Source organism: Streptomyces sp. NPDC057099 (assembly GCF_042671245.1).
Classification (GTDB): domain Bacteria; phylum Actinomycetota; class Actinomycetes; order Streptomycetales; family Streptomycetaceae; genus Streptomyces; species Streptomyces purpurascens.
The window spans coordinates 1-20,237 of sequence record NZ_JBHUTX010000081.1 but is presented as its reverse complement, the minus strand read 5'-3'; the positions used below and the strand labels follow the sequence as shown (position 1 = coordinate 20,237).

The window sequence follows — 20,237 nt, the reverse complement described above, 5'->3', positions numbered from 1 at the left end:
GCGCACGGCACATCGTAGGAGAGCCGGGGCAGGTACTCGCGCCAGGTGTCGGCCGGCTGGTGCGGCCGTGGGTTACACCCGCGGCTTCTCGCGCATCTCGTACGTCGCGATGACGTCGTCGACCTTGATGTCGTTGAAGTTGCCGAGGTTGATACCGCCCTCGAACCCTTCGCGGATCTCGGTGACGTCGTCCTTGAAGCGACGCAGGCCCTCGATGTTGAGGCTCTCCGCGATGACCTTGCCGTCGCGGAGGAGGCGGGCCTTGGTGTTCCGCTTGACCTCGCCGGAGCGGATGAGAACACCCGCGATGTTGCCCAGCTTGGACGACTTGAAGACCTCGCGGATCTCCGCCGTACCGAGCTCGACCTCTTCGTACTCCGGCTTGAGCATGCCCTTGAGGGCCGCCTCGATCTCCTCGATCGCCTGGTAGATGACCGAGTAGTAGCGGACGTCCACGCCCTCGCGCTCGGCCATCTGCTGCGCACGCCCGGCGGCGCGCACGTTGAAGCCGATCACGATGGCGTCGGAGCCCATCGCCAGGTCGATGTCGGACTCCGTGACCGCACCGACGCCGCGGTGCAGGACCCGGATGTCGACCTCTTCGCCGACGTCGAGCTGGAGCAGGGAGGACTCCAGCGCCTCGACGGAACCAGAAGCGTCACCCTTGATGATGAGGTTGAGCTGCTGGACCTCGCCGGCCTTGAGCACCTTGTCCAGGTCCTCGAGGGAGACGCGGCGCGTGCGCTTGGCGAACGCGGCGTTCCGCTCACGGGCGGCGCGCTTCTCGGCGATCTGACGGGCCGTACGGTCCTCGTCGACCACCAGGAAGTTGTCGCCCGCACCCGGGACGTTGGTCAGGCCCAGGACCTGAACCGGCGTCGAGGGACCGGCCTCGGCAACGCTGTTGCCGTTGTCGTCGTGCATCGCCCGGACTCGGCCGTACGCGTCGCCGACCACCATCGTGTCGCCGACCCGCAGCGTGCCTCGCTGGACGAGGACCGTCGACACGGCACCGCGGCCGCGGTCGAGACGGGACTCGATCGAGATGCCCTGCGCGTCCTGGTTCGGGTTGGCCCGCAGGTCGAGCGAGGCGTCGGCCGTGAGGACCACGGCCTCCAGCAGGGAGTCGATGTGCAGACCCTGCTTGGCGGAGATGTCGACGAACATGGTGTCGCCGCCGTACTCCTCGGCCACGAGGCCGTACTCGGTCAGCTGACCGCGCACCTTGGTCGGGTCGGCACCCTCGACGTCGATCTTGTTGACCGCGACGACGATCGGGACCTCGGCCGCCTTGGCGTGGTTGAGCGCCTCGACCGTCTGCGGCATGACGCCGTCGTTGGCCGCGACGACCAGGATCGCGATGTCGGTCGACCTCGCACCACGGGCACGCATGGCGGTGAACGCCTCGTGACCCGGGGTGTCGATGAAGGTGATCTTGCGCTCTTCCTCGTTGACCTCGGTCGCGACCTGGTAGGCACCGATGTGCTGGGTGATGCCGCCGGCCTCGCCCGCGATGACGTTCGTCTTGCGGATGGCGTCGAGGAGCCGGGTCTTACCGTGGTCGACGTGACCCATGACGGTGACGACGGGCGGGCGGACCATCAGGTCCTCCTCGTCGCCCTCGTCCTCGCCGAACTCGATGTCGAAGGACTCGAGGAGCTCGCGGTCCTCCTCCTCCGGGCTGACGATCTGAACCGTGTAGTTCATCTCGCCGGCGAGGAGCTGGAGCGTCTCGTCGGAGACGGACTGCGTGGCAGTGACCATCTCGCCGAGGTTCATCATGACCGCGACGAGCGACGCCGGGTTGGCGTTGATCTTCTCCGCGAAGTCGGTGAGGGAGGCACCGCGCGACAGGCGAACGGTCTCGCCGTTGCCGCGAGGCAGCATCACACCGCCGACCGACGGGGCCTGCATGGCCTCGTACTCCTGGCGCCTCTGCCGCTTCGACTTGCGGCCGCGACGGGCGGGACCGCCCGGACGACCGAAGGCACCCTGCGTGCCACCACGGCCACCGGGACCGCCGGGACGACCACCGAAGCCGGGACGACCGCCGCCGGGACCACCCGGACGACCGGCGAAACCGCCGCCACCGCCACCGGGACCACCCGGACGACCGGCGAAACCGCCGCCGCCACCCGGACGACCGGCGAAGCCGCCGCCACCCGGACGACCGCCGCCGCCACCGGGACGACCGCCGCCACCGGGACCGCGGCCGCCGGGGCCACCGCCACCGGGACGCGGGCCGGCAGCGGGACGCTGCGGCATCATGCCCGGGTTCGGACGAGGACCGGCGGAGCCACCGCCGGGACGCGGGCCGCCACCCTGCGGACGCGGCATCGAGCCCGGGCTCGGACGGTTACCGCCCGGAGCCTGCGGACGCGGACCGCCGCCGCCCTGGGCGCCGGGCGCCTGGGGACGGGGACCGCCACCCTGGCCACCGGGGCCGGGACGGCCGCCCTGCGGACGGGGCGCCTGCGGACGCGCCATGCCGGTGGAGCCACCGGAGGTGAAGGGGTTGTTGCCCGGACGCGGACCGGCCGGACGGGAACCGCCCTGACGCGGCGCCGGAGCACCGGGACGCGGGCCACGCTCGCCACCGGGACGGCCCTGGCCGCCCTGGCCCTGGCCGGGACCGCCGGAGGGGCGGCCACCACCGGGCTTGGGGGCGCCGGGGCGCCCGCCTGCGGGCTTCGGCGCGGCCGGGGACGGGGACGGAGCCGCAGCGGGCGGCGCCGTGAACTCGGGCGCGGCCGGAGCCGGACGCGGCGCGGGCTTGGGGCCCGGCGTCGGACGCGGACCCGGGGTCGGCGCGGGGGCCGACGGGGCAGCGGGGGCCGACGGCTCCTCGGCCGCGGCGGGCTTGGGTGCGGCCGGCGGCTTCGGGGCAGCCGGACGCGCCGCCTGCGCCGGAGAGGGCGCGGCGGGACGGGGGGCGGCCTTCTTGGGGGCTGCGGGCTTCGCGGCGGACTTGCCGTTGCCACCACCCTGGAAGGCGTCAGTCAGTTTGCGTACGACAGGCGCTTCGATCGTCGAAGACGCCGAACGGACGAATTCACCGAGTTCCTGGAGCTTGGCCATGACGACCTTGCTCTCGACACCGAACTCCTTGGCGAGTTCGTAGACCCGGACCTTAGCCACTTCGCTCCTTTGAGGTCCGGGTTACGTCCGGACCGTCGCTAGTTCATGGGCGTACTCATCGCGTACTCATCGAGTGCTCATCGCAATCTCGACCTGCTTTCGACTCGCGAGGTACCAAGCCGCACGGTGTTCCGTGCGACACGTCTTTACCGTGTTGCCTGGTCGGCAACTGTTGTCTGCTCGACGTATCGGCGCAACGCCTTTGTGTCGAGCGGTCCCGGGGCGCGCAGTGCCCTCGTGAACGCCCGTCGGCGTACCGCCTGGTCGAGACAGATCTGGGCGGGGTGTACGTACGCACCCCGGCCGGGCAGCGTACCGCGAGGATCAGGGGCGCATGCGTCCTCGATCAACACGATCCGCAACAGATCGGCCTTGGCCGCTCGCTCCCGACACCCCACACAAGTGCGTTCAGGGCATGCGCGGACGCGCGTCCGGCCAGACACCGTTAAGTCTACCTCCCCGTACGCTCCTCACCCCTTTGGGGCAGGATTCGAACAGTTGCCGCGCATGAACCTGTCGTGATCTGAACGACTCGCGGCTTGGATCTATTCCCCGGAGCCATTCCCCGGGCCGTCGCCGGCCGGTTCCGTGTCCGGGCGGATGTCGATCCGCCAGCCGGTCAGCCGGGCCGCGAGCCGGGCGTTCTGCCCTTCCTTGCCGATGGCCAGGGAGAGCTGGTAGTCGGGCACGGTCACGCGGGCGGACCGGGTCGCCATGTCCACGATCTCCACCTTGGAGACACGGGCCGGGGACAGCGCGTTCGCCACCATCTCGGCCGGGTCCTCCGACCAGTCGACGATGTCGATCTTCTCGCCGTTCAGCTCGCCCATCACATTGCGCACCCGGCCGCCCATGGGGCCGATGCAGGCGCCCTTGGCGTTCAGGCCGGAGCGGGTGGACCGTACGGCGATCTTCGTCCGGTGACCGGCCTCGCGGGCGATCGCGGAGATCTCCACGGACCCGTCGGCGATCTCCGGCACCTCGAGGGCGAACAGCTTCTTCACCAGATTGGGGTGCGTACGGGACAGCGTCACGGACGGGCCGCGTACGCCCTTGGCCACCCGGACCACGTACGACCGCAGGCGCATGCCGTGCTGGTAGGTCTCGCCCGGCACCTGCTCCTGCACCGGCAGGATGGCCTCGAGCTTGCCGATGTCGACGAGCACGTTCTTCGGGTCGCGGCCCTGCTGGACCACACCGGTGACGATGTCGCCCTCGCGGCCGGCGTACTCACCGAGCGTCGCGTCGTCCTCGGCGTCGCGCAGGCGCTGCAGGATGACCTGCTTGGCCGTGGTGGCGGCGATACGGCCGAAGCCCGTGGGGGTGTCGTCGAACTCGCGGGCCTCCTGGCCCTCCTCGAGGTCGTCGGGGTCCTCCTTCGCCCACACGGTCACATGGCCGCTCTGCCGGTTGAGCTCCACGCGCGCGTGACGGCGGCTTCCCTCGGTGCGGTGGTAGGCGATGAGGAGGGCCGACTCGATCGCCTCGACCAGCAGGTCGAAGGAGATCTCCTTCTCCCGAACCAAGCCCCGCAGGGCGCTCATGTCGATGTCCACGGCTACGCCTCCTCTTCCTTCTTGTTGTCCTTGCGGCTGAACTCGACCTGGACACGCGCCCGGACGATGTCGTCGAAGGCGAGTCTGCGCGCGGTGGGCTTGCGGCCCTTGACTCCGGGGATCTCGGTGTCGACACCGTCGTCGTCGACCTTCAGGATCCGGGCGATCAGCTCGCCGTCCTCGGCCAGCTGGAACTTCACCAGGCGGTCCGTGGCGCGCACGTAGTGCCGGTGTTCCGTGAGGAGGCGCTCCGCGCCGGGGGTGCCGACCTCGAGGGTGTACTCCCCCTCGCCCATGGCGTTCGACTCGTCGAGCTTCGCCGAGAGCGCGCGGCTCACATCGGCGATCTGGTCCAGGTCGGCGCCCGTGTCCGAGTCGACGACCACGCGCAGCACACGCTTCCGTCCGACGGAGTCCACTTCGATCTCTTCGAGGTCCAGGCCCTGAGAGCTGACGAGCGGTTCCAGTAGTTCTCGCAGCCTCTCGCTCTGGGTGGTGCTCATCCGGGTGACTCCTCGGCCGCGTGTGCTGTTGTGGGATGGGGCGCGTGTCTGGTCAAAGGGTATCCGGTCGCAGGGTGTGTTGCCGTCCACCCGGTGACGAACGGTGCCGCTGAGTGGTCCCGGGCGAAGGCCCGGGTACCGTGATCACGGGCGTGCAGCCCTGCCAGTCGCTTCTTTCTCGTACGAGCCCCCCGAGGACGTCTGAAGTGCCGTTTCCCCCATCGCCGCGCGCCCGCTCGGGGCCGCGCAGAAGGAGTCTGCTCGCCGTCGGCTCGACGGCCCTCGCCCTGGCGGGCTGTACCGCCGGTGACGAGGACTCCGGTGACCCGGGCGACGGCCCGTCGGCCGCCGACCGCCGGGCACGCGCGCGTGCGGCTCGGGACAGCGAGGACCTGGTCGAGCGGTACGACGCGGTGATCGCCGCACGGCCGGGGATCGCGGAGCGGCTGCGGCCGTTGCGGGAGGAGGTCGTACGGCACGCGCGGGCGTTCGGCGGCGGCCGGAAGGCGTCTGTCTCCCCTTCTCCCTCCTCCGCGTCGTCGTCCCCCTCGGCCGCTGCTGTGCCGGGGAACGACCGGGACGCGGTCGCCGTGCTCGCCGCCGCGGAGCGGAAGCTCGCCGACCGGCGGGCCAAGGCACTGGTCGGGGTGGAGGGGGAGCTGGCGCGGCTGCTGGCCTCGGTGGCGGCCGCCGGGGCGGCGCACGTCTATCTGCTGACGGAGGGGGACGCGTGAGCGACGCGAAGGACCAGGAGCTGCGGGCCCTCCAGGCGGCGCTGGCCGCCGAGCACGCGGCGGTGTACGGGTACGGCGTCGTCGGCGGGCGGATCGGCGACGGGCAGCGCGTCGAGGCACGGACGGCGTATGACGCGCACCGGGCGCGCAGGGACGCGCTGGCGCGCGAGGTGAAGGACCTGGGTGGCCGGCCCGCGGCCGCGGCCGCCGGGTACGCGCTGCCGTTCCCGGTGGCGGACGCCGCGGCCGCCGTGCGGCTCGCCGCCGAGCTGGAGGACCGGGTGGCCGGGGTCTACTCCGACCTGGTGCGCGCGGCGGGCGCCGGGCGGCGGGTCCTGGCAGCCGAGGCGCTGCGGGAGGCCGCGGTGCGTGCGGTGCGGTGGCGCGGCGAGAGCGTAGCCTTCCCTGGGCTCGCCGAGCGGGCGGACACGGCTCCGCCGGCGGCCGCGCCCACGGCGTGACCCCGTAGGGCACGCACCGCGGACAGCACGAAGGGAACGACTCGCGCATGGTTTTCGAACCGCCGAACCGCCTGGTCAGGGCGCTCGGTGAGACGGCACCGGACGGTGACGACTGGCTGGAGAAGCTGCCCGAGGCGGCGCGGCGGGCCGTCGCTCTACGCGAGTTGACCGTGGAACGGGTGCAGGTGCCCGGCGGGCGCAGCAGCCTGGTCGTCCTGGTGCGGACGGCCGACGGGACGCCCGCCGTGCTCAAGCTGGCGCCGGGCCGGGCCCGCCCCGAGGCGGAGCGGGCCGCGCTCGCGCACTGGGGCGGCCTGGGTGCCGTACAGCTGCTCGATCCCTTCACGGCCGAGGGCGTGCTGCTGCTGGAGCGGCTGCATCCTGATGTGTCGGTGCGGTCGCTGCCGGAGGCGAAGGCGCTGCTGGAGGCGGCGGGGACGCTGCGGCGGCTGTGGGTGGAGCCGCCCGACGGCTTCCCCTTCGAGACCGTGGCCGAGCGGACCGGGCGGCAGGCCGAGGCGATGCGGGCGCGGGCCCAGGCCGATTCCGAGGTGGCCCCGCTCGTTGACGTTGCGCTCGCGGCGCGCGAGGAGCTGCTGGCCTCGCCGCCCGAACACCGGCTGCTGCACGGCACGTTCCGGCAGAGCAAGGTGCTCGCCGGGGAGCGGATGCCGTGGCTGGCCGTGGGCCCCGACCCGGTGGTCGGCGAGTGCGCCTTCGATCTGGCCCGGCTGGTCCGTGACCGGGTGGAGGACCTGATCGCCCAGCCGTCCGGCGCGGCCACGACCCGGCGCCGGGTGAAGCGGCTGGCGGAGTCCCTGGACGTGGACCAGGAGCGGCTGCGCGGGTGGACGCTGTTCCGGGCCGTGGAGTCCGGTGTGCGGGCGGGGCGGGTGGGCCGGCCGCGCGACGCGGAGTTGCTGCTGGAGTTCGCGGCCTGGCTGTGAGCGCTCCGGAGGACCGGAGCGCCCACAGGGCGCGCACGCTCAGGCGGTGAGCCGGGCGACGGCCTCCTCGACCGTCAGTTCCTCGCGCTCTCCGGTGCGGCGGTCCTTCAGCTCCACCACGCCGTCGGCCGCGCGCCGGCCGGCCACCAGGATCTGCGGTACGCCGATCAGCTCGGAGTCCGTGAACTTGACGCCCGGGGAGACACCGGGGCGGTCGTCGACCAGGACGCGGACACCGGCCTTCGCCAGCTTCTCGGAGATGTCGAGGGCCAGTTCGGTCTGGAGGGCCTTGCCGGCGGCGACCACGTGGACGTCGGCCGGGGCGACCTCCTGGGGCCAGCACAGGCCCTTCTCGTCGGCGCTCTGCTCGGCGAGGGCGGCGACCGCGCGGGAGACTCCGACGCCGTAGGAGCCCATGGTGACGCGGACCGGCTTGCCGTTCTGGCCGAGGACGTCGAGCTTGAGGGCGTCGGTGTACTTGCGGCCGAGCTGGAAGATGTGGCCGATCTCGATGGCGCGGTCGAGGACCAGGCCGGTGCCGCACTTCGGGCAGGGGTCGCCCTCCTGCACGACCACGACGTCGACGTACGCGTCGGCCTCGAAGTCACGGCCCGCGACGACGTTCTTCGTGTGCGTGCCGGCCTTGTTGGCGCCGGTGATCCAGGCCGTGCCGGGTGCCACGCGCGGGTCGGCGATGTAGGTGACCTTCTCTAGGCCCTGCGGTCCGACGTAGCCGCGCACCAGGTCGGGGCGGGTCGCGAAGTCCGTCTCGGTGACCAGCTCGACGGCGGCCGGGGCGAAGTGCGCCTCGACCTTGTCCATGTCGACCTCGCGGTCACCGGGGACACCGACGGCGACGATCTCGCCGTCGACCTTGACCAGGAGGTTCTTCAGCGTGGCGGAGGCCGGGACGCCGAGCGAGGCGGCGAGGGTCTCGATGGTGGGGGTGTCGGGGGTCGGGATGTCCTCGGCAGCCGGGAGGTCCGAGGCGTCGACGGACTTCAACTCGTAGGTGATCGCCTCGGTGTTGGCGGCGAAGTCGCAGTTCGGGCAGTCGGCGAAGGTGTCCTCGCCGGCCTCGGCCGGGGCGAGGAACTCCTCGGACTTGGAGCCGCCCATCGCGCCGGCGGTGGCGGCGCAGATGCGGTAGTCGAGGCCGAGGCGCGCGAAGATCTTCTGGTAGGCCTCGCGGTGCAGGGCGTAGGACCGGGCCAGGCCCTCGTCCTCGGTGTCGAAGGAGTAGGAGTCCTTCATCAGGAACTCGCGGCCGCGCAGGATGCCGGCGCGGGGCCGGGCCTCGTCGCGGTACTTGTTCTGGATCTGGTAGAGGATGACCGGCAGGTCCTTGTAGGACGACGCCTGGTCCTTCACCAGCAGGGTGAAGATCTCCTCGTGGGTGGGGCCGAGAAGGTAGTCGCCGCCCCTGCGGTCCTGGAGACGGAACAGCTCGGGGCCGTACTCCTCCCAGCGGCCGGTGGCGTCGTACGGCTCACGGGGCAGGATGGCGGGGAGCAGCACCTCCTGGGCGCCGATCGCGTCCATCTCCTCGCGGACGACGCGCTCCACGTTGGCCAGGACCCGCTTGCCGAGCGGCAGCCAGCTCCAGATGCCGGCGGCGGTACGGCGCACGTACCCGGCGCGGACGAGGAGCTTGTGGCTGAGGACCTCGGCGTCCGCCGGGTCGTCGCGCAACGTCTTCGCCATCAACTGGGACATGCGCTGGACCGGTACGTTCGCCATGGTTTAGCTCCTGCTACGTGTAGGTGATGGCAGGAGGTTATCCGGGGGGTACGGGGCGGTGGAAATCGGTTAGCGGCGCAGGAGCGGGAGCGGGGCGCCCATCACGGCGTACGGCTTGGGGGCGCTGGGGAAGAGGACCTGGCGGGCCAGGTCCTGGTAGCCGAGGGAGCGGTAGAGGGCGCGGGCGGGGCTCTCGGTGTCGATCGCGGAGAGGATCGAGCGGGGTTCGGCGGCGCCGTCGGTGATGGCGGTGATCAGGGTGCGTCCGATGCCGCGGCTCTGGTGGGCGGGGTGGACGTGCAGTTCGGTGATCACGAAGGAGTCGTCGAGCCAGTGGTCGTGGTGGTTGGCTCTGAGGTACGGCTCCACGACGGTGGACCACCAGTGGGTGCGGTCGTTGGGCATGCCGTAGACGAAACCTACGAGGTTTCCGCCTGCCTTGGCGCCGAGGGCCCTTGCCCCCGGGTAGGTCATGTGGCGGAGGACGATCTGGCGGCGGACTGCGACTTCGTCGGGGCCGAGGCCGAAGGCTACGGCTTGGACGGCCAGGGCCTCGTCGACGTGGGCGGGGAGGTCGAGTGGGCCGATCACGAGGTCCATGGCGGGAGCCTACAGGGGGGTTTCGGTTGTCAGTCGGGTGCAGGTTGTCTTTGGCTGGTCGCGCGCACGCGGCGGAGCCGCATATCGACAACGGCCCCGCGCCCCTGAGGTTCGTTCCCCTCACGCCCGATCAGAAGAGCACGCTCATGAAAGCGCCGACCTCTTGGAAGCCGACCCTTTGGTACGCCCTGCGGGCCGCCGTGTTGAAGTCGTTCACGTAGAGGCTGACCACCGGGGCGACGTCGGCCAGGGCGTAGCGCAGTACGGCTGCCATGCCGGGGGCCGCCAGGCCCGTGCCGCGGTACTCGGGGGCGACCCAGACGCCCTGGATCTGGCAGGCCCGGTCCGTCGCGGCGCCGATCTCCGCCTTGAAGACGACCTTGCCGTCCGCGTCGAAGCGGGCGAACGCGCGGCCGGAGCCGACGAGTTCGGCGACGCGGGCCTGGTAGAGGAGGCCTCCGTCGCCGGCGAGCGGGGAGACCCCGACCTCCTCGGTGAACATCGCCACGCAGGCCGGCATGAGCGTTTCCATCTCGTCCTTGCGGACGCGGCGGACGTAGGGGTCCGGGGCGATCCCGGTCGGCAGGCTGTCGGTGACCATGAGCGGCTGCCGGCGGCGGACGTCGCGGGCCGGGCCCCACTGGGGTTCCAGCAGCCGCCACAGGTCGGCGGTGGACCCGGCGGGCCCGACGATGGAGGAGCACCGGCGGCCGGCCCGGCGGGCCCGGTCCGCGAAGGCGCGAACGGCTCGCGGGCCGGCGCAGATCGGGACGAGGTTGGCGCCCGCGTAGCACAGGGACGTCAGCATGCCGTCCTCGTACCAGCCCCACATCTCGCCGCCGAGCCGCCACGGGTCGAGGCCGGCGATCTGCACCCGGGACGCCACGAATGCGTTCGCGACCGGCTCGCGGTCGAGTACGGCGAGCGCGGCGTCCAGGTCGCTCGGTTCGAGGACCCGTGAGGTGGTCTGCGTCAACACGTGCGGGGCCTCACGAACGGGGGTCGGCTTGGTCTCCGCACTATAGCTGCGCTGGCTGGGCGGGGCGCCTCGGAGTTCGGGAGCGACGGTTTGCCGGCGGGTGCGGGTGCGTTGCGGCTGGTCGCGCCCACGCGGCGGAGCCGCATATCGACAACAGCCCCACGCCCCCCCCGAAAGCCCCACCCCGCCGGCGGCCTGAAAGGATCAGCCCGCCACAGCCACCGACGGCTCGCCCGAGGTCACGCCGTCCGCCTCCATCTGTTCGGCCAGCTTCATGGCCTCCTCGATGAGGGTTTCCACGATCTTGGACTCGGGGACGGTCTTGATGACCTCGCCCTTGACGAAGATCTGGCCCTTGCCGTTGCCGGAGGCGACGCCGAGGTCGGCCTCGCGGGCCTCGCCGGGGCCGTTGACGACGCAGCCCATGACGGCGACGCGGAGGGGGACCTCCATCCCGGTCAGGCCGGCCGTGACCTCTTCGGCGAGCTTGTAGACGTCGACCTGGGCGCGGCCGCAGGACGGGCAGGAGACGATCTCCAGGCCGCGCTGCTTGAGGTTCAGGGACTCCAGGATCTGGAGGCCGACCTTGACCTCCTCGACCGGCGGGGCCGAGAGGGAGACGCGGATCGTGTCGCCGATGCCCTGGGAGAGCAGCGCGCCGAAGGCGACGGCCGACTTGATCGTGCCCTGGAAGGCCGGGCCCGCCTCCGTCACGCCGAGGTGCAGCGGGTAGTCGCACTGGGCCGCGAGCTGGCGGTACGCCTCGACCATCACGACCGGGTCGTTGTGCTTGACCGAGATCTTGATGTCCCGGAAGTCGTGCTCCTCGAAGAGGGAGGCCTCCCACAGGGCGGACTCGGCCAGCGCCTCGGGCGTCGCCTTGCCGTACTTCTGGAGCAGGCGCCGGTCGAGGGAGCCGGCGTTGACGCCGATGCGGATCGGGGTGCCGTGGTCGCGGGCCGCCTTGGCGATCTCCTTGACCTTGTCGTCGAACTGCTTGATGTTGCCCGGGTTGACGCGGACGGCCGCGCAGCCGGCCTCGATCGCGGCGAAGACGTACTTCGGCTGGAAGTGGATGTCGGCGATGACCGGGATCTGCGACTTGCGGGCGATGGTCGACAGAGCGTCGGCGTCGTCCTGCGTCGGGCAGGCCACGCGGACGATCTGACAGCCGGAGGCGGTCAGCTCGGCGATCTGCTGGAGGGTGGAGCCGATGTCGGACGTACGCGTCGTCGTCATCGACTGCACCGAGACGGGGGCGTCTCCGCCGACCGCCACGGCCCCGACCTGGATCTGGCGGCTCTTCCGGCGCTCGGCGAGCTTGGTCGGTACGGACGGCATGCCGAGAGAAATCGCAGTCATCTGCTGTGCAACCCCAAGTCGTGGATCAAGGTCCGGTCCCGTGAGCAGCGGGCTCCGAGCTTCGAGATTACGGCACATGGCCGGGGCCGGGCACATCCCACCCGCATCCCCACCCAATGGGGGGCGGCCCGGCACGAAGGGTGCCGGGCCGCCACGAAACCGCGTACGACTAGGAGATTCTCACCGGGTTCACCACATCCGCGATCAGCACCAGGATCGTGAAGCAGATGAAGATCCCCGCGACCACGTAGGCGACCGGCATGAGCTTCGCCACGTCGAAGGGGCCCGGGTCCGGCCGGCGCAGCACCTTGGCGGTGTTGCGGCGCAGCGACTCCCACAGCGCGCCCGCGACATGGCCGCCGTCGAGCGGCAGCAGCGGGAGCATGTTGAACAGGAACAGGGAGAGGTTGAAGCCGGCGACCAGCATGAGGGCCATGGCCAGCTGCTGGGTCGGCGGGATGTCCAGGGTGAAGATCTCGCCGCCGACGCGGGCCGCGCCGACCACGCCCATCGGGGAGTCGGCCTCACGGGGCGCGCCGTCGAAGGCCGCGTTCCACAGCGCCGGGATCTTGCCGGGGAGGGCGGCGAGGGAGTCGACGGCGTCGCCGATCCGGTCTCCCATCCAGCTCACGGAATCGCCGAAGTCCTGCTTGACCACGCCGGTGGCCGCGCTGAAGCCGAGGAAGCCGGCCTGGACGTACTGGCCCTCGACGATCTGTCCGCTCGAGTCCTTCTTGGCGACCTGGTTGGTGGCGATCTTCGCCTGCAGGGTGACGTCCTGGCCCTTGCGGTCGACGACGATCGGCACCTCCTGGCCGGGGGTGGCGCGGATGAGGTCGGACAGCTTGTTCCAGTCGTCGGTGGCCACGCCGTCGAAGGAGACGATCTTGTCGCCCGCCTTCAGGCCGGCGGCGGCGGCCGGGCTGGCCGCGTCGCCCTTCTCGCACTTGTCGCGGTTCTCGCTCTGGGCGATGACGCACTGGGAGACGGAGCTGACGGTGGTCGTCTGCTGGGTGATGCCGAAGCCCATGAGGATGCCGAGGAACAGCGCCACCGCGAGGACCAGGTTCATGAAGGGGCCCGCGAACATCACGATCACGCGCTTCCAGGGCTTGCGCGTGTAGAACAGGCGGTTCTCGTCGCCCGGCCGGAGCTCCTCGTAGGCGGCGGTGCGGGCGTCCTCGATCATGCCGCGCCACGGGGAGGTGGAGCGCGCCGTGAGCCGGCCGTCGGGGCCGGGCGGGAACATGCCGATCATGCGGATGTAGCCGCCGAACGGGATGGCCTTGATCCCGTACTCGGTCTCGCCCTTCTTGCGCGACCAGAGCGTCGGTCCGAAACCGACCATGTACTGCGGCACGCGGATGCCGAACAGCTTGGCGGTCGACAGATGGCCCAGCTCGTGCCACGCGATCGAGAACAGCAGTCCGACCACGAAGATCACTATGCCGAGGATGAACATCAGGGTCGTCATGCACGGGCCTCCGCCGTCTGTGCCGCCAGTTCCCGGGCCCGGGTCCGCGCCCAGGTCTCCGCTTCGAGGACGTCCGACACGGTGAGTGAGGTTCCCGTACGCGGGGTGCCGTGCTCCTCGACGACCCGGGTCACGGTCTCCATGATGCCGTTGAAGGGCAGCGCGCCCTGGCGGAACGCCTCCACGCACTCCTCGTTGGCCGCATTGAACACCGCGGGGGCGGTGCCCGCGAGTTCGCCGACGTGCCGGGCGAGGTTCACCGAGGGGAAGGCCTCGTTGTCGAGCGGGAAGAACTCCCAGGTCGAGGCCTTGCTCCAGTCGAAGGTGGGGGCCGCGTCGGGGACGCGCTCGGGCCAGCCGATGCCGATGGCGATGGGCCCGCCCATGTCGGGCGGGGTCGCCTGGGCCAGTGTCGATCCATCCGTGAACTCAACCATCGAGTGGACATACGACTGCGGATGCACGACGACCTCAATGCGGTCGAAGGGAATGTCGTAGAGGAGGTGTGCCTCGATGACCTCCAGGCCCTTGTTGACGAGGGTCGCGGAGTTGATCGTGATGACCGGGCCCATCGCCCAGGTGGGGTGGGCGAGGGCGTCCTCGACGGTGACGTTCGCCAGCTCCTGCTTCGTACGGCCGCGGAAGGGGCCGCCGGAGGCGGTGACGACCAGCTTGCGGACGTCGGCGCGGGTGCCGGCGGCCAGGGCCTGGAAGAGGGCGGCGTGCTCGGAGTCGACCGGGATGATCTGGCCGGGCTTGGCGAGGGCCTTGACCAGCGGGCCGCCCACGATGAGCGACTCCTTGTTGGCGAGCGCGAGGGTGCGGCCCGCCTCCAGGGCGGCCAGGGTCGGGGCGAGGCCGATGGAGCCGGTGATGCCGTTCAGGACGGTGTGGCAGTCGGATGCCGCCAGGTGCGTGGCCGCGTCCGGGCCGGCGAGGATCTCGGGGAGCGGCTCGCCCGTGCCGTACTGCGCGGAGAGCGCCTCGCGCAGGGCCGGTACGACGTCCTCGCGGGCGACCGCGACCGTGGGCACGCGCAGCCGGTACGCCTGCTCGGCGAGCAGGGCGACCCGGCCGCCGTTGGCGGACAGGCCGGTGACCCGGAAGCGGTCGGGGTTGCGCAGCACGAGGTCGATGGCCTGCGTGCCGATGGACCCGGTGGAGCCGAGGATCACCACGTCCTTCGGGCCGTCGCCCGCGACCGGGTCGTAGACGAGGTGCGGGTCGGCGAGGGGGGCTGGACTGTCGCTCATTCCTCCATTGTTGCCGTAAGGGTGGCGTGTGAGGACAGCGCATCCCCCTCCCAGGGGCGCGCGCCTGGGCAGCTCGCGCCCCTGGGAGGGCCGGGTTAGCGGATCGGGCGGTGCAGGTTCTCGCTCTGGCTCGGGCCCGGGGTCGCGTCCGCGATCCAGGGGCCGTCGTCCGACGGGTCGATGATGCCCTGCTCCAGCCACTCGTAGGTGCCGGAGAGGACGCCCTTGACGACCTTGCGGTCGAGGTCGTCGGTGTTGGTCCACAGGCGGTTGAAGAGCTCTTCGATGCGGATGCGGGCCTGGCGGCAGAAGACGTCGGCGAGCTGGTAGGCCTCGCGACCGTTCTGGCCCTGGGTGCGCAGGAGTTCGGCGCGTACGCAGGCCGCGCTCATGGCGAACAGTTCGGCGCCGATGTCGACGATCCGGCCGAGGAAGCCCTGCTTGGACTCCATCCGGCCCTGCCAGCGGGACATGGCGTAGAAGGTGGAGCGGGCGAGCTTGCGGGAGGTGCGCTCGACGTAGCGCAGGTGCCCTGAGAGGTCCACGCCGTGTTTGAAGTCGCCGTAGGACGTGGGGAGCTGGCCCGGGCCCGCGACGAGCCTGGGCAGCCACTTGGCGTAGAAGGCGCCCGCGTTGGCGCCGGCCTTCGCCTTGTCGCCCAGGGACTTCTCCGGGTCGATGAGGTCACCGGCGACCGAGAGGTGGGCGTCGACGGCCTCGCGGGCGATCAGCAGGTGCATGATCTCGGTGGAGCCCTCGAAGATGCGGTTGATGCGCAGGTCGCGCAGGAGCTGCTCGGCGGGGACGCCGCGCTCGCCGCGGGCCCGGAGGGACTCGGCCGTCTCGAAGCCGCGTCCGCCGCGGATCTGGACGAGTTCGTCGGCCATCGTCCAGGCCATCTCGGAGGCGTACAGCTTGGCGAGGGCGCCTTCGATGCGGATGTCGTTGCGGTCCTCGTCGGCCATCTGCGAGGCCAGGTCCGTCACGGCCTCCAGGGCGAAGGTGGTGGCCGCGATGAAGGAGATCTTGGAGCCGACCGCCTCGTGATGCGCGACGGGCTTGCCCCACTGCTCGCGGACCGCCGACCACTCGCGGGCGATCTTCAGGCACCACTTGCCGGCCGCGACACACGAGGCCGGCAGGGAGAGCCGCCCGGTGTTGAGCGTGGTCAGGGCGATCTTCAGACCCTGGCCCTCCTCGCCGACCCGGTTGGCGGCGGGGACGCGGACCTGGTGGAAGCGGGTGACGCCGTTCTCGATGCCGCGCAGGCCCATGAAGGCGTTGCGGTTCTCGACCGTGACACCCGGCGAGTTCGTCTCCACGACGAAGGCGGTGATGCCGCCGCGACGGCCCTCGCTCTTCGGCACCCGGGCCATGACGACCAGCAGGTCGGCGACGACGCCGTTGGTGGTCCACAGCTTGACGCCGTCGAGGACGTAGTCGTCCCCGTCCGGTACCGCGGTGGTGGCGAGGCGGGCCGGGTCGGAGCCGACGTCGGGTTCGGTGAGCAGGAAGGCGCTGATGTCGGTGCGGGCGCAGCGCGGCAGGAAGCGCTCCTTCTGCTCCTGGGTGCCGAACAGCTTCAGGGGCTGCGGCACGCCGATCGACTGGTGCGCGGAGAGCAGCACGCCGATCGCGGGGCTGGCGGAGCCGGCCAGGGAGAGGGCCTTGTTGTAGTAGACCTGCGTGAGGCCCAGCCCGCCGTACTTGGTGTCGATCTTCATGCCGAAGGCGCCGAGGTCCTTGAGACCGTCGATCACCTCGTCGGGGATCCGGGCGTCACGCTCGATGACGGCCGGGTCGACCTTCGTCTCGACGAAGTCGCGGAGCTTGGCGAGGAACTCCTCGCCGCGCTGGGCCGCCTCGTCGCCGGGGACGGGATGGGGGTGGATGAGGTCGAGCCGGAAGCGGCCGAGGAACAGCTCCTTGGCGAAGCTGGGCTTGCGCCAGTGCTGTTCCCGGGCGGCCTCCGCCACCTCACGGGCCTCCCGCTCGGTGACGGCGGGACGGGAAGAAGGAGGAGTGGAAGCGGACATGAGGGGCACCTCGCCGCAACTAGGGTTATTGATGACTGTACGTTACCGACCAGTGCTACTGGATCGTTCGTACCCGAAACCGGACGCTCCCACCAGTCCTCGCGCGTCCGTTCGGCCTAGGGTGAGCACACGTTTGAAGACGTTCGAGAAATCGGTATCGAAGCGCTTCGACAACCTATGGACACGTACTCCCGCTGGAGCTACTGTCGAACCACTCCCACCCACCCATATCAGCAATGCGCATTGTCGAAGCGCTTCACAAAGCTTGGAGAGCCGGATGGTCACCCTCGCCGAGGTCGCCCAGCACGCCGGAGTCTCGGCGAGCACGGTGAGCTATGTCCTCAGCGGCAAGCGGTCCATCTCCGTGAACACCCGGCAGCGGGTCGAGCGGAGCATCCGCGAGCTCGGGTACCACCCGAACGCCGGGGCCCGCGCCCTGGCCAGCAGTAAGTCGAACATCATCGCGCTGATGATCCCGCTGCGCACGGACATGTATGTGCCCGTGATGATGGAGATCGCCATCGCGGTGGCGACCTCCGCCCGTACGCACGGGTACGACGTGCTGCTGCTCACCGGTGAGGAGGGCCCCGACGCGGTGCGCCGTGTCGCCGGGAGCGGGCTCGCCGACGGGATGATCCTGATGGACGTCGAGCTGGACGACGAACGGCTGCCGTTGCTGCGCGCGACGGACCAGCCGTCCGTGCTCATCGGGCTGCCCGCCGACACCTCCGGTCTGACCTGCGTCGATCTGGACTTCCGGGCGACGGGCGCGCTGTGTGTGGAGCATCTGGCGAAGCAGGGGCACCAGGACATCGCCGTCATCGGCGAGGCCCCGGCCGTCTACGAGCGGCACACCGGCTTCGCCGAGCGCACCCTCGACGGGCTGCGGACCCGCGCCCGGGAGCTGGGCGTGCGGCTGCTGCACCGGCCGTGCGAGGGCGGGTACGACGCGATGGCCGTGACCCTCGCCCGGATCCTCGACGAGCGCCCGGACACCTCCGGGATCATCGTGCAGAACGAGTCGGCGGTGGAGCCGCTGCTCGCGCTGCTGCGACAGCAGGGCCGGGCCGTGCCGGAGGACGTGTCGGTGGTCGCGATCTGTCCCGACCAGGTCGCGACACAGGCCTCCGTGCGGCTCACGTCGGTCGCCATCCCCGCGCAGGAGATGGGCCGGCACGCCGTGGACCACCTGGTCGCCAAGCTCGAGGGGCGCGGCAGCGACGAGGTCGTGCTCATCGCGCCCGAGCTGACGGTACGGACGAGCACCGGACCGGCGCCCAGCCGGCCGTAGTCGTCCCGTTCCTCGCACAGCGCCCCTTCCGGGGCACCCCCATGTCTGCTTCCGCACAGGAGCCCGCCCCGTGAATCAGCCTGCTGAAACCCAGCCCCAGGTGAGCCTGGCGCAGTCCTCCCCCACCGTCGGCACGTTCCGCGAGCGGGACGGCGCGCTGGAGTGGAGCGGCCGCCAGGAGACCGTACGGATCGAGCCGTGGGGCCCGGACGCGGTCCGGGTCCGGGCCCGGCTCGGCGGCCCGGTCCTCGAGGGGCTCCCGGGCGCACTGCTCGACGAGGCTCCCGCGACGCCCTCCACGGTGAAGATCGAGGACGGTCACGGTCGGCTGACCGTCGGCGCGCTCACCGTTGACGTGAGCGCCGAGGGTCTGATCCGCTTCCTGCGGACGGAGGACTCCGCCGAGATCCTCGCCGAGGATCGGGCCCACTTCTGGTGGCCCGGCTCCCGGCTCTACACGGCCGTCGGCAACGGCCACCACCGTCTGGAGCAGCGCTTCGCCGCCTACGACGACGAGAAGCTGTTCGGCCTCGGCCAGCACCAGCACGGGCGCCTCGACCAGAAGGGCCTGGTGCTGGACCTGGTCCAGCGCAACGCCGAGGTCGGCATCCCGGTGCTGACCTCCAGCCGGGGCTACACGCTGCTGTGGAACAACCCGGCGATCGGGCGCGTGGAGCTGGCGCACAACGGCACCCGGTGGGTCGCCGACTCGGCCCGGCAGATCGACTACTGGATCACGGCGGGCGACCCGTCCGGTGCCCAGAGCCGCTACAGCGCGGTGACCGGTCGCAGCCCGATGCTGCCGGAGTGGGCGGCGGGCTTCTGGCAGTGCAAGCTGCGCTACCGCACCCAGGACGAACTCATGGCGGTGGCCCGCGAGTACAAGCGGCGCGGCCTGCCCATCTCCGCGATCGTCTGCGACTTCTTCCACTGGACGCACCTCGGGGAGTGGAAGTTCGACCCGAAGGAATGGCCCGACCCGGCCGCCATGGTGCGCGAGCTGGACGAGCTCGGCATCAAGCTCGTGGTGAGCGTCTGGCCGTCGGTGTCGCCGCTGAGCGAGAACCACCCGGTCATGGAGCAGCGCGGGTACTTCATCGGCACCCAGTACGGCCCGATGGCCCACGCCGACTGGCCCGACAAGGAGGTGGCGTCCACGGTCCAGGTGGCCTTCTACGACGCCACCAACCCGGACGCCCGGGAGTTCGTGTGGTCGAAGGTGAAGGAGAACTACCTCGACCCGTACGGCATCACGGCGTTCTGGCTGGACGCCTGCGAACCGGAGCTGAAGCCGGGCTTCCAGGAGAATCTGCGCTACTGGGCGGGCCCGGGCCTGGAGGTCGGCAACGCCTACCCGGCCGAGAACGCCCGGACCTTCCACGAGGGCCTGCGCGCGACGGGCGAGGAGGAGATCGTCACCCTCAACCGCTCGGCGTGGGCGGGCAGTCAGCGCTATGGCGCCGCCCTGTGGTCGGGTGACATCGGCACCGACTTCCCGACCCTGCGCCGCCAGATCGCGGCCGGACTGAACACGGCCCTGTCGGGCATCCCGTGGTGGAACACCGACATCGGCGGCTTCCACGGCGGCGACCCGGACGACCCGGCGTACCGGGAGGTGATGGTCCGCTGGTTCCAGTTCGGCGCGCTGTCCCCGCTGATGCGCCTGCACGGCTTCCGGGACCCGGGGATGCCGCTGGGCCCGGAGATGACGGGCGGCCCGAACGAGGTGTGGTCGTACGGCGAGGAGGCCGGGGCCGTCCTGGAGAAGTATCTGCGGCTGCGCGAGCGGCTGAAGCCGTATGTGCTGGACGTGATGCGCGCGGCCCACGAGGAGGGCCTGCCGGTGATGCGGCCGCTGTTCCTGGAGTTCCCGGACGACCAGGCCTGCTGGACGGTCGACGACTCCTACCTCTTCGGCCCGGACCTGCTGGTCGCCCCGGTGCTGACCGCCGGCGCCACGGCCCGTACGGCGTATCTGCCGGCGGGGGCTCTCTGGACGGACGCGTGGACGGGTGAGACGTACCAGGGCGGCCGGTCCGTGACGGTCGACGCCCCGCTGGACCGGATCCCGCTGTTCCTGCGGGACGGGGCTCGGCTGCCGGTGGCGGAGTAGCCGCCACGGCGAGAAGCCGGGGCCGGCCGCACCGTGAGGTGTGGCCGGCC

16 protein-coding genes are annotated in these 20,237 nt (G+C 71.2%); 5 read left to right on the top strand and 11 right to left on the bottom strand.

Annotated elements, in window-relative coordinates; translation table 11 throughout:
* Positions 1–72: 72 nt before the first annotated feature.
* The 4 genes from infB to rimP all read right to left on the bottom strand — a co-directional run bounded on the left by infB (position 73) and on the right by rimP (position 5,197).
* Positions 73–3,138, bottom strand: coding sequence for a translation initiation factor IF-2 (gene infB, locus ACFT4A_RS41330; protein WP_382841506.1), 3,066 nt, complete (start codon positions 3,136–3,138; stop codon positions 73–75).
* A gap of 146 nt (positions 3,139–3,284) precedes the next feature.
* Entirely contained in the window at positions 3,285–3,581 is a 297-nt protein-coding gene (locus ACFT4A_RS41325; protein WP_184598383.1) for a YlxR family protein, read from the bottom strand.
* A gap of 102 nt (positions 3,582–3,683) precedes the next feature.
* Positions 3,684–4,694, bottom strand: a complete 1,011-nt coding sequence (gene nusA / locus ACFT4A_RS41320) for a transcription termination factor NusA (protein ID WP_382841503.1) — start codon at positions 4,692–4,694, stop codon at positions 3,684–3,686.
* A 2-nt stretch (positions 4,695–4,696) separates the two neighbouring features.
* Complete coding sequence (gene rimP, locus ACFT4A_RS41315; protein WP_382841500.1) at positions 4,697–5,197, bottom strand: ribosome maturation factor RimP; 501 nt, start codon at positions 5,195–5,197, stop codon at positions 4,697–4,699.
* A 206-nt stretch (positions 5,198–5,403) separates the two neighbouring features.
* On the opposite strand from rimP, the gene ACFT4A_RS41310 reads away from it, so the two are divergent.
* Genes ACFT4A_RS41310 through ACFT4A_RS41300 form a run of 3 tightly spaced genes read left to right on the top strand, consistent with a single transcriptional unit; the run spans position 5,404 to position 7,339 of the window.
* On the top strand, positions 5,404–5,931 hold the full coding sequence (locus ACFT4A_RS41310) for a hypothetical protein (RefSeq protein WP_382841497.1): 528 nt from the start codon (positions 5,404–5,406) through the stop codon (positions 5,929–5,931).
* Positions 5,928–6,392: a ferritin-like domain-containing protein gene (locus ACFT4A_RS41305; RefSeq protein WP_382841495.1), complete on the top strand. Its 465-nt coding sequence runs from the start codon at positions 5,928–5,930 to the stop codon at positions 6,390–6,392. Before ACFT4A_RS41310 ends, ACFT4A_RS41305 begins: the two co-directional genes overlap by 4 nt.
* A 47-nt stretch (positions 6,393–6,439) precedes the next feature.
* Positions 6,440–7,339: an aminoglycoside phosphotransferase family protein gene (locus ACFT4A_RS41300; protein ID WP_382841492.1), complete on the top strand. Its 900-nt coding sequence runs from the start codon at positions 6,440–6,442 to the stop codon at positions 7,337–7,339.
* Positions 7,340–7,378: 39 nt separating this feature from the next.
* Here the strand turns inward: ACFT4A_RS41300 and ACFT4A_RS41295 are convergent, their stop codons facing one another.
* From ACFT4A_RS41295 to ACFT4A_RS41265, 7 genes are all read right to left on the bottom strand, one after another.
* Positions 7,379–9,079: a proline--tRNA ligase gene (locus tag ACFT4A_RS41295; RefSeq protein ID WP_382841489.1), complete on the bottom strand. Its 1,701-nt coding sequence runs from the start codon at positions 9,077–9,079 to the stop codon at positions 7,379–7,381.
* 69 nt (positions 9,080–9,148) lie between these two features.
* Positions 9,149–9,679: a GNAT family N-acetyltransferase gene (locus ACFT4A_RS41290; protein ID WP_382841486.1), complete on the bottom strand. Its 531-nt coding sequence runs from the start codon at positions 9,677–9,679 to the stop codon at positions 9,149–9,151.
* Between the two features lie 130 nt (positions 9,680–9,809).
* A complete protein-coding gene (locus ACFT4A_RS41285) occupies positions 9,810–10,658 on the bottom strand; it encodes a GNAT family N-acetyltransferase (RefSeq protein WP_382841483.1) in 849 nt (282 codons plus the stop codon).
* Between the two features lie 204 nt (positions 10,659–10,862).
* A complete protein-coding gene (gene ispG / locus ACFT4A_RS41280; RefSeq protein ID WP_382841480.1) occupies positions 10,863–12,020 on the bottom strand; it encodes a flavodoxin-dependent (E)-4-hydroxy-3-methylbut-2-enyl-diphosphate synthase in 1,158 nt (385 codons plus the stop codon).
* A 169-nt stretch (positions 12,021–12,189) separates the two neighbouring features.
* Positions 12,190–13,482 carry a M50 family metallopeptidase gene (locus ACFT4A_RS41275; protein ID WP_382841509.1) on the bottom strand — a complete coding sequence of 431 codons (1,293 nt, stop codon included), beginning with the start codon at positions 13,480–13,482 and terminating at the stop codon, positions 12,190–12,192.
* An 8-nt stretch (positions 13,483–13,490) separates the two neighbouring features.
* Positions 13,491–14,747, bottom strand: coding sequence for a 1-deoxy-D-xylulose-5-phosphate reductoisomerase (dxr, locus tag ACFT4A_RS41270; RefSeq protein ID WP_382841477.1), 1,257 nt, complete (start codon positions 14,745–14,747; stop codon positions 13,491–13,493).
* Positions 14,748–14,842: 95 nt separating this feature from the next.
* Positions 14,843–16,783, bottom strand: coding sequence for an acyl-CoA dehydrogenase family protein (locus tag ACFT4A_RS41265; RefSeq protein WP_382841474.1), 1,941 nt, complete (start codon positions 16,781–16,783; stop codon positions 14,843–14,845).
* 277 nt (positions 16,784–17,060) lie between these two features.
* Between ACFT4A_RS41265 and ACFT4A_RS41260 the strand changes: the two genes are divergently transcribed.
* Positions 17,061–18,074, top strand: a complete 1,014-nt coding sequence (locus ACFT4A_RS41260) for a LacI family DNA-binding transcriptional regulator (RefSeq protein ID WP_382841471.1) — start codon at positions 17,061–17,063, stop codon at positions 18,072–18,074.
* Between the two features lie 70 nt (positions 18,075–18,144).
* Positions 18,145–20,187, top strand: a complete 2,043-nt coding sequence (locus tag ACFT4A_RS41255; RefSeq protein WP_382841468.1) for a TIM-barrel domain-containing protein — start codon at positions 18,145–18,147, stop codon at positions 20,185–20,187.
* Positions 20,188–20,237 lie beyond the last annotated feature (50 nt).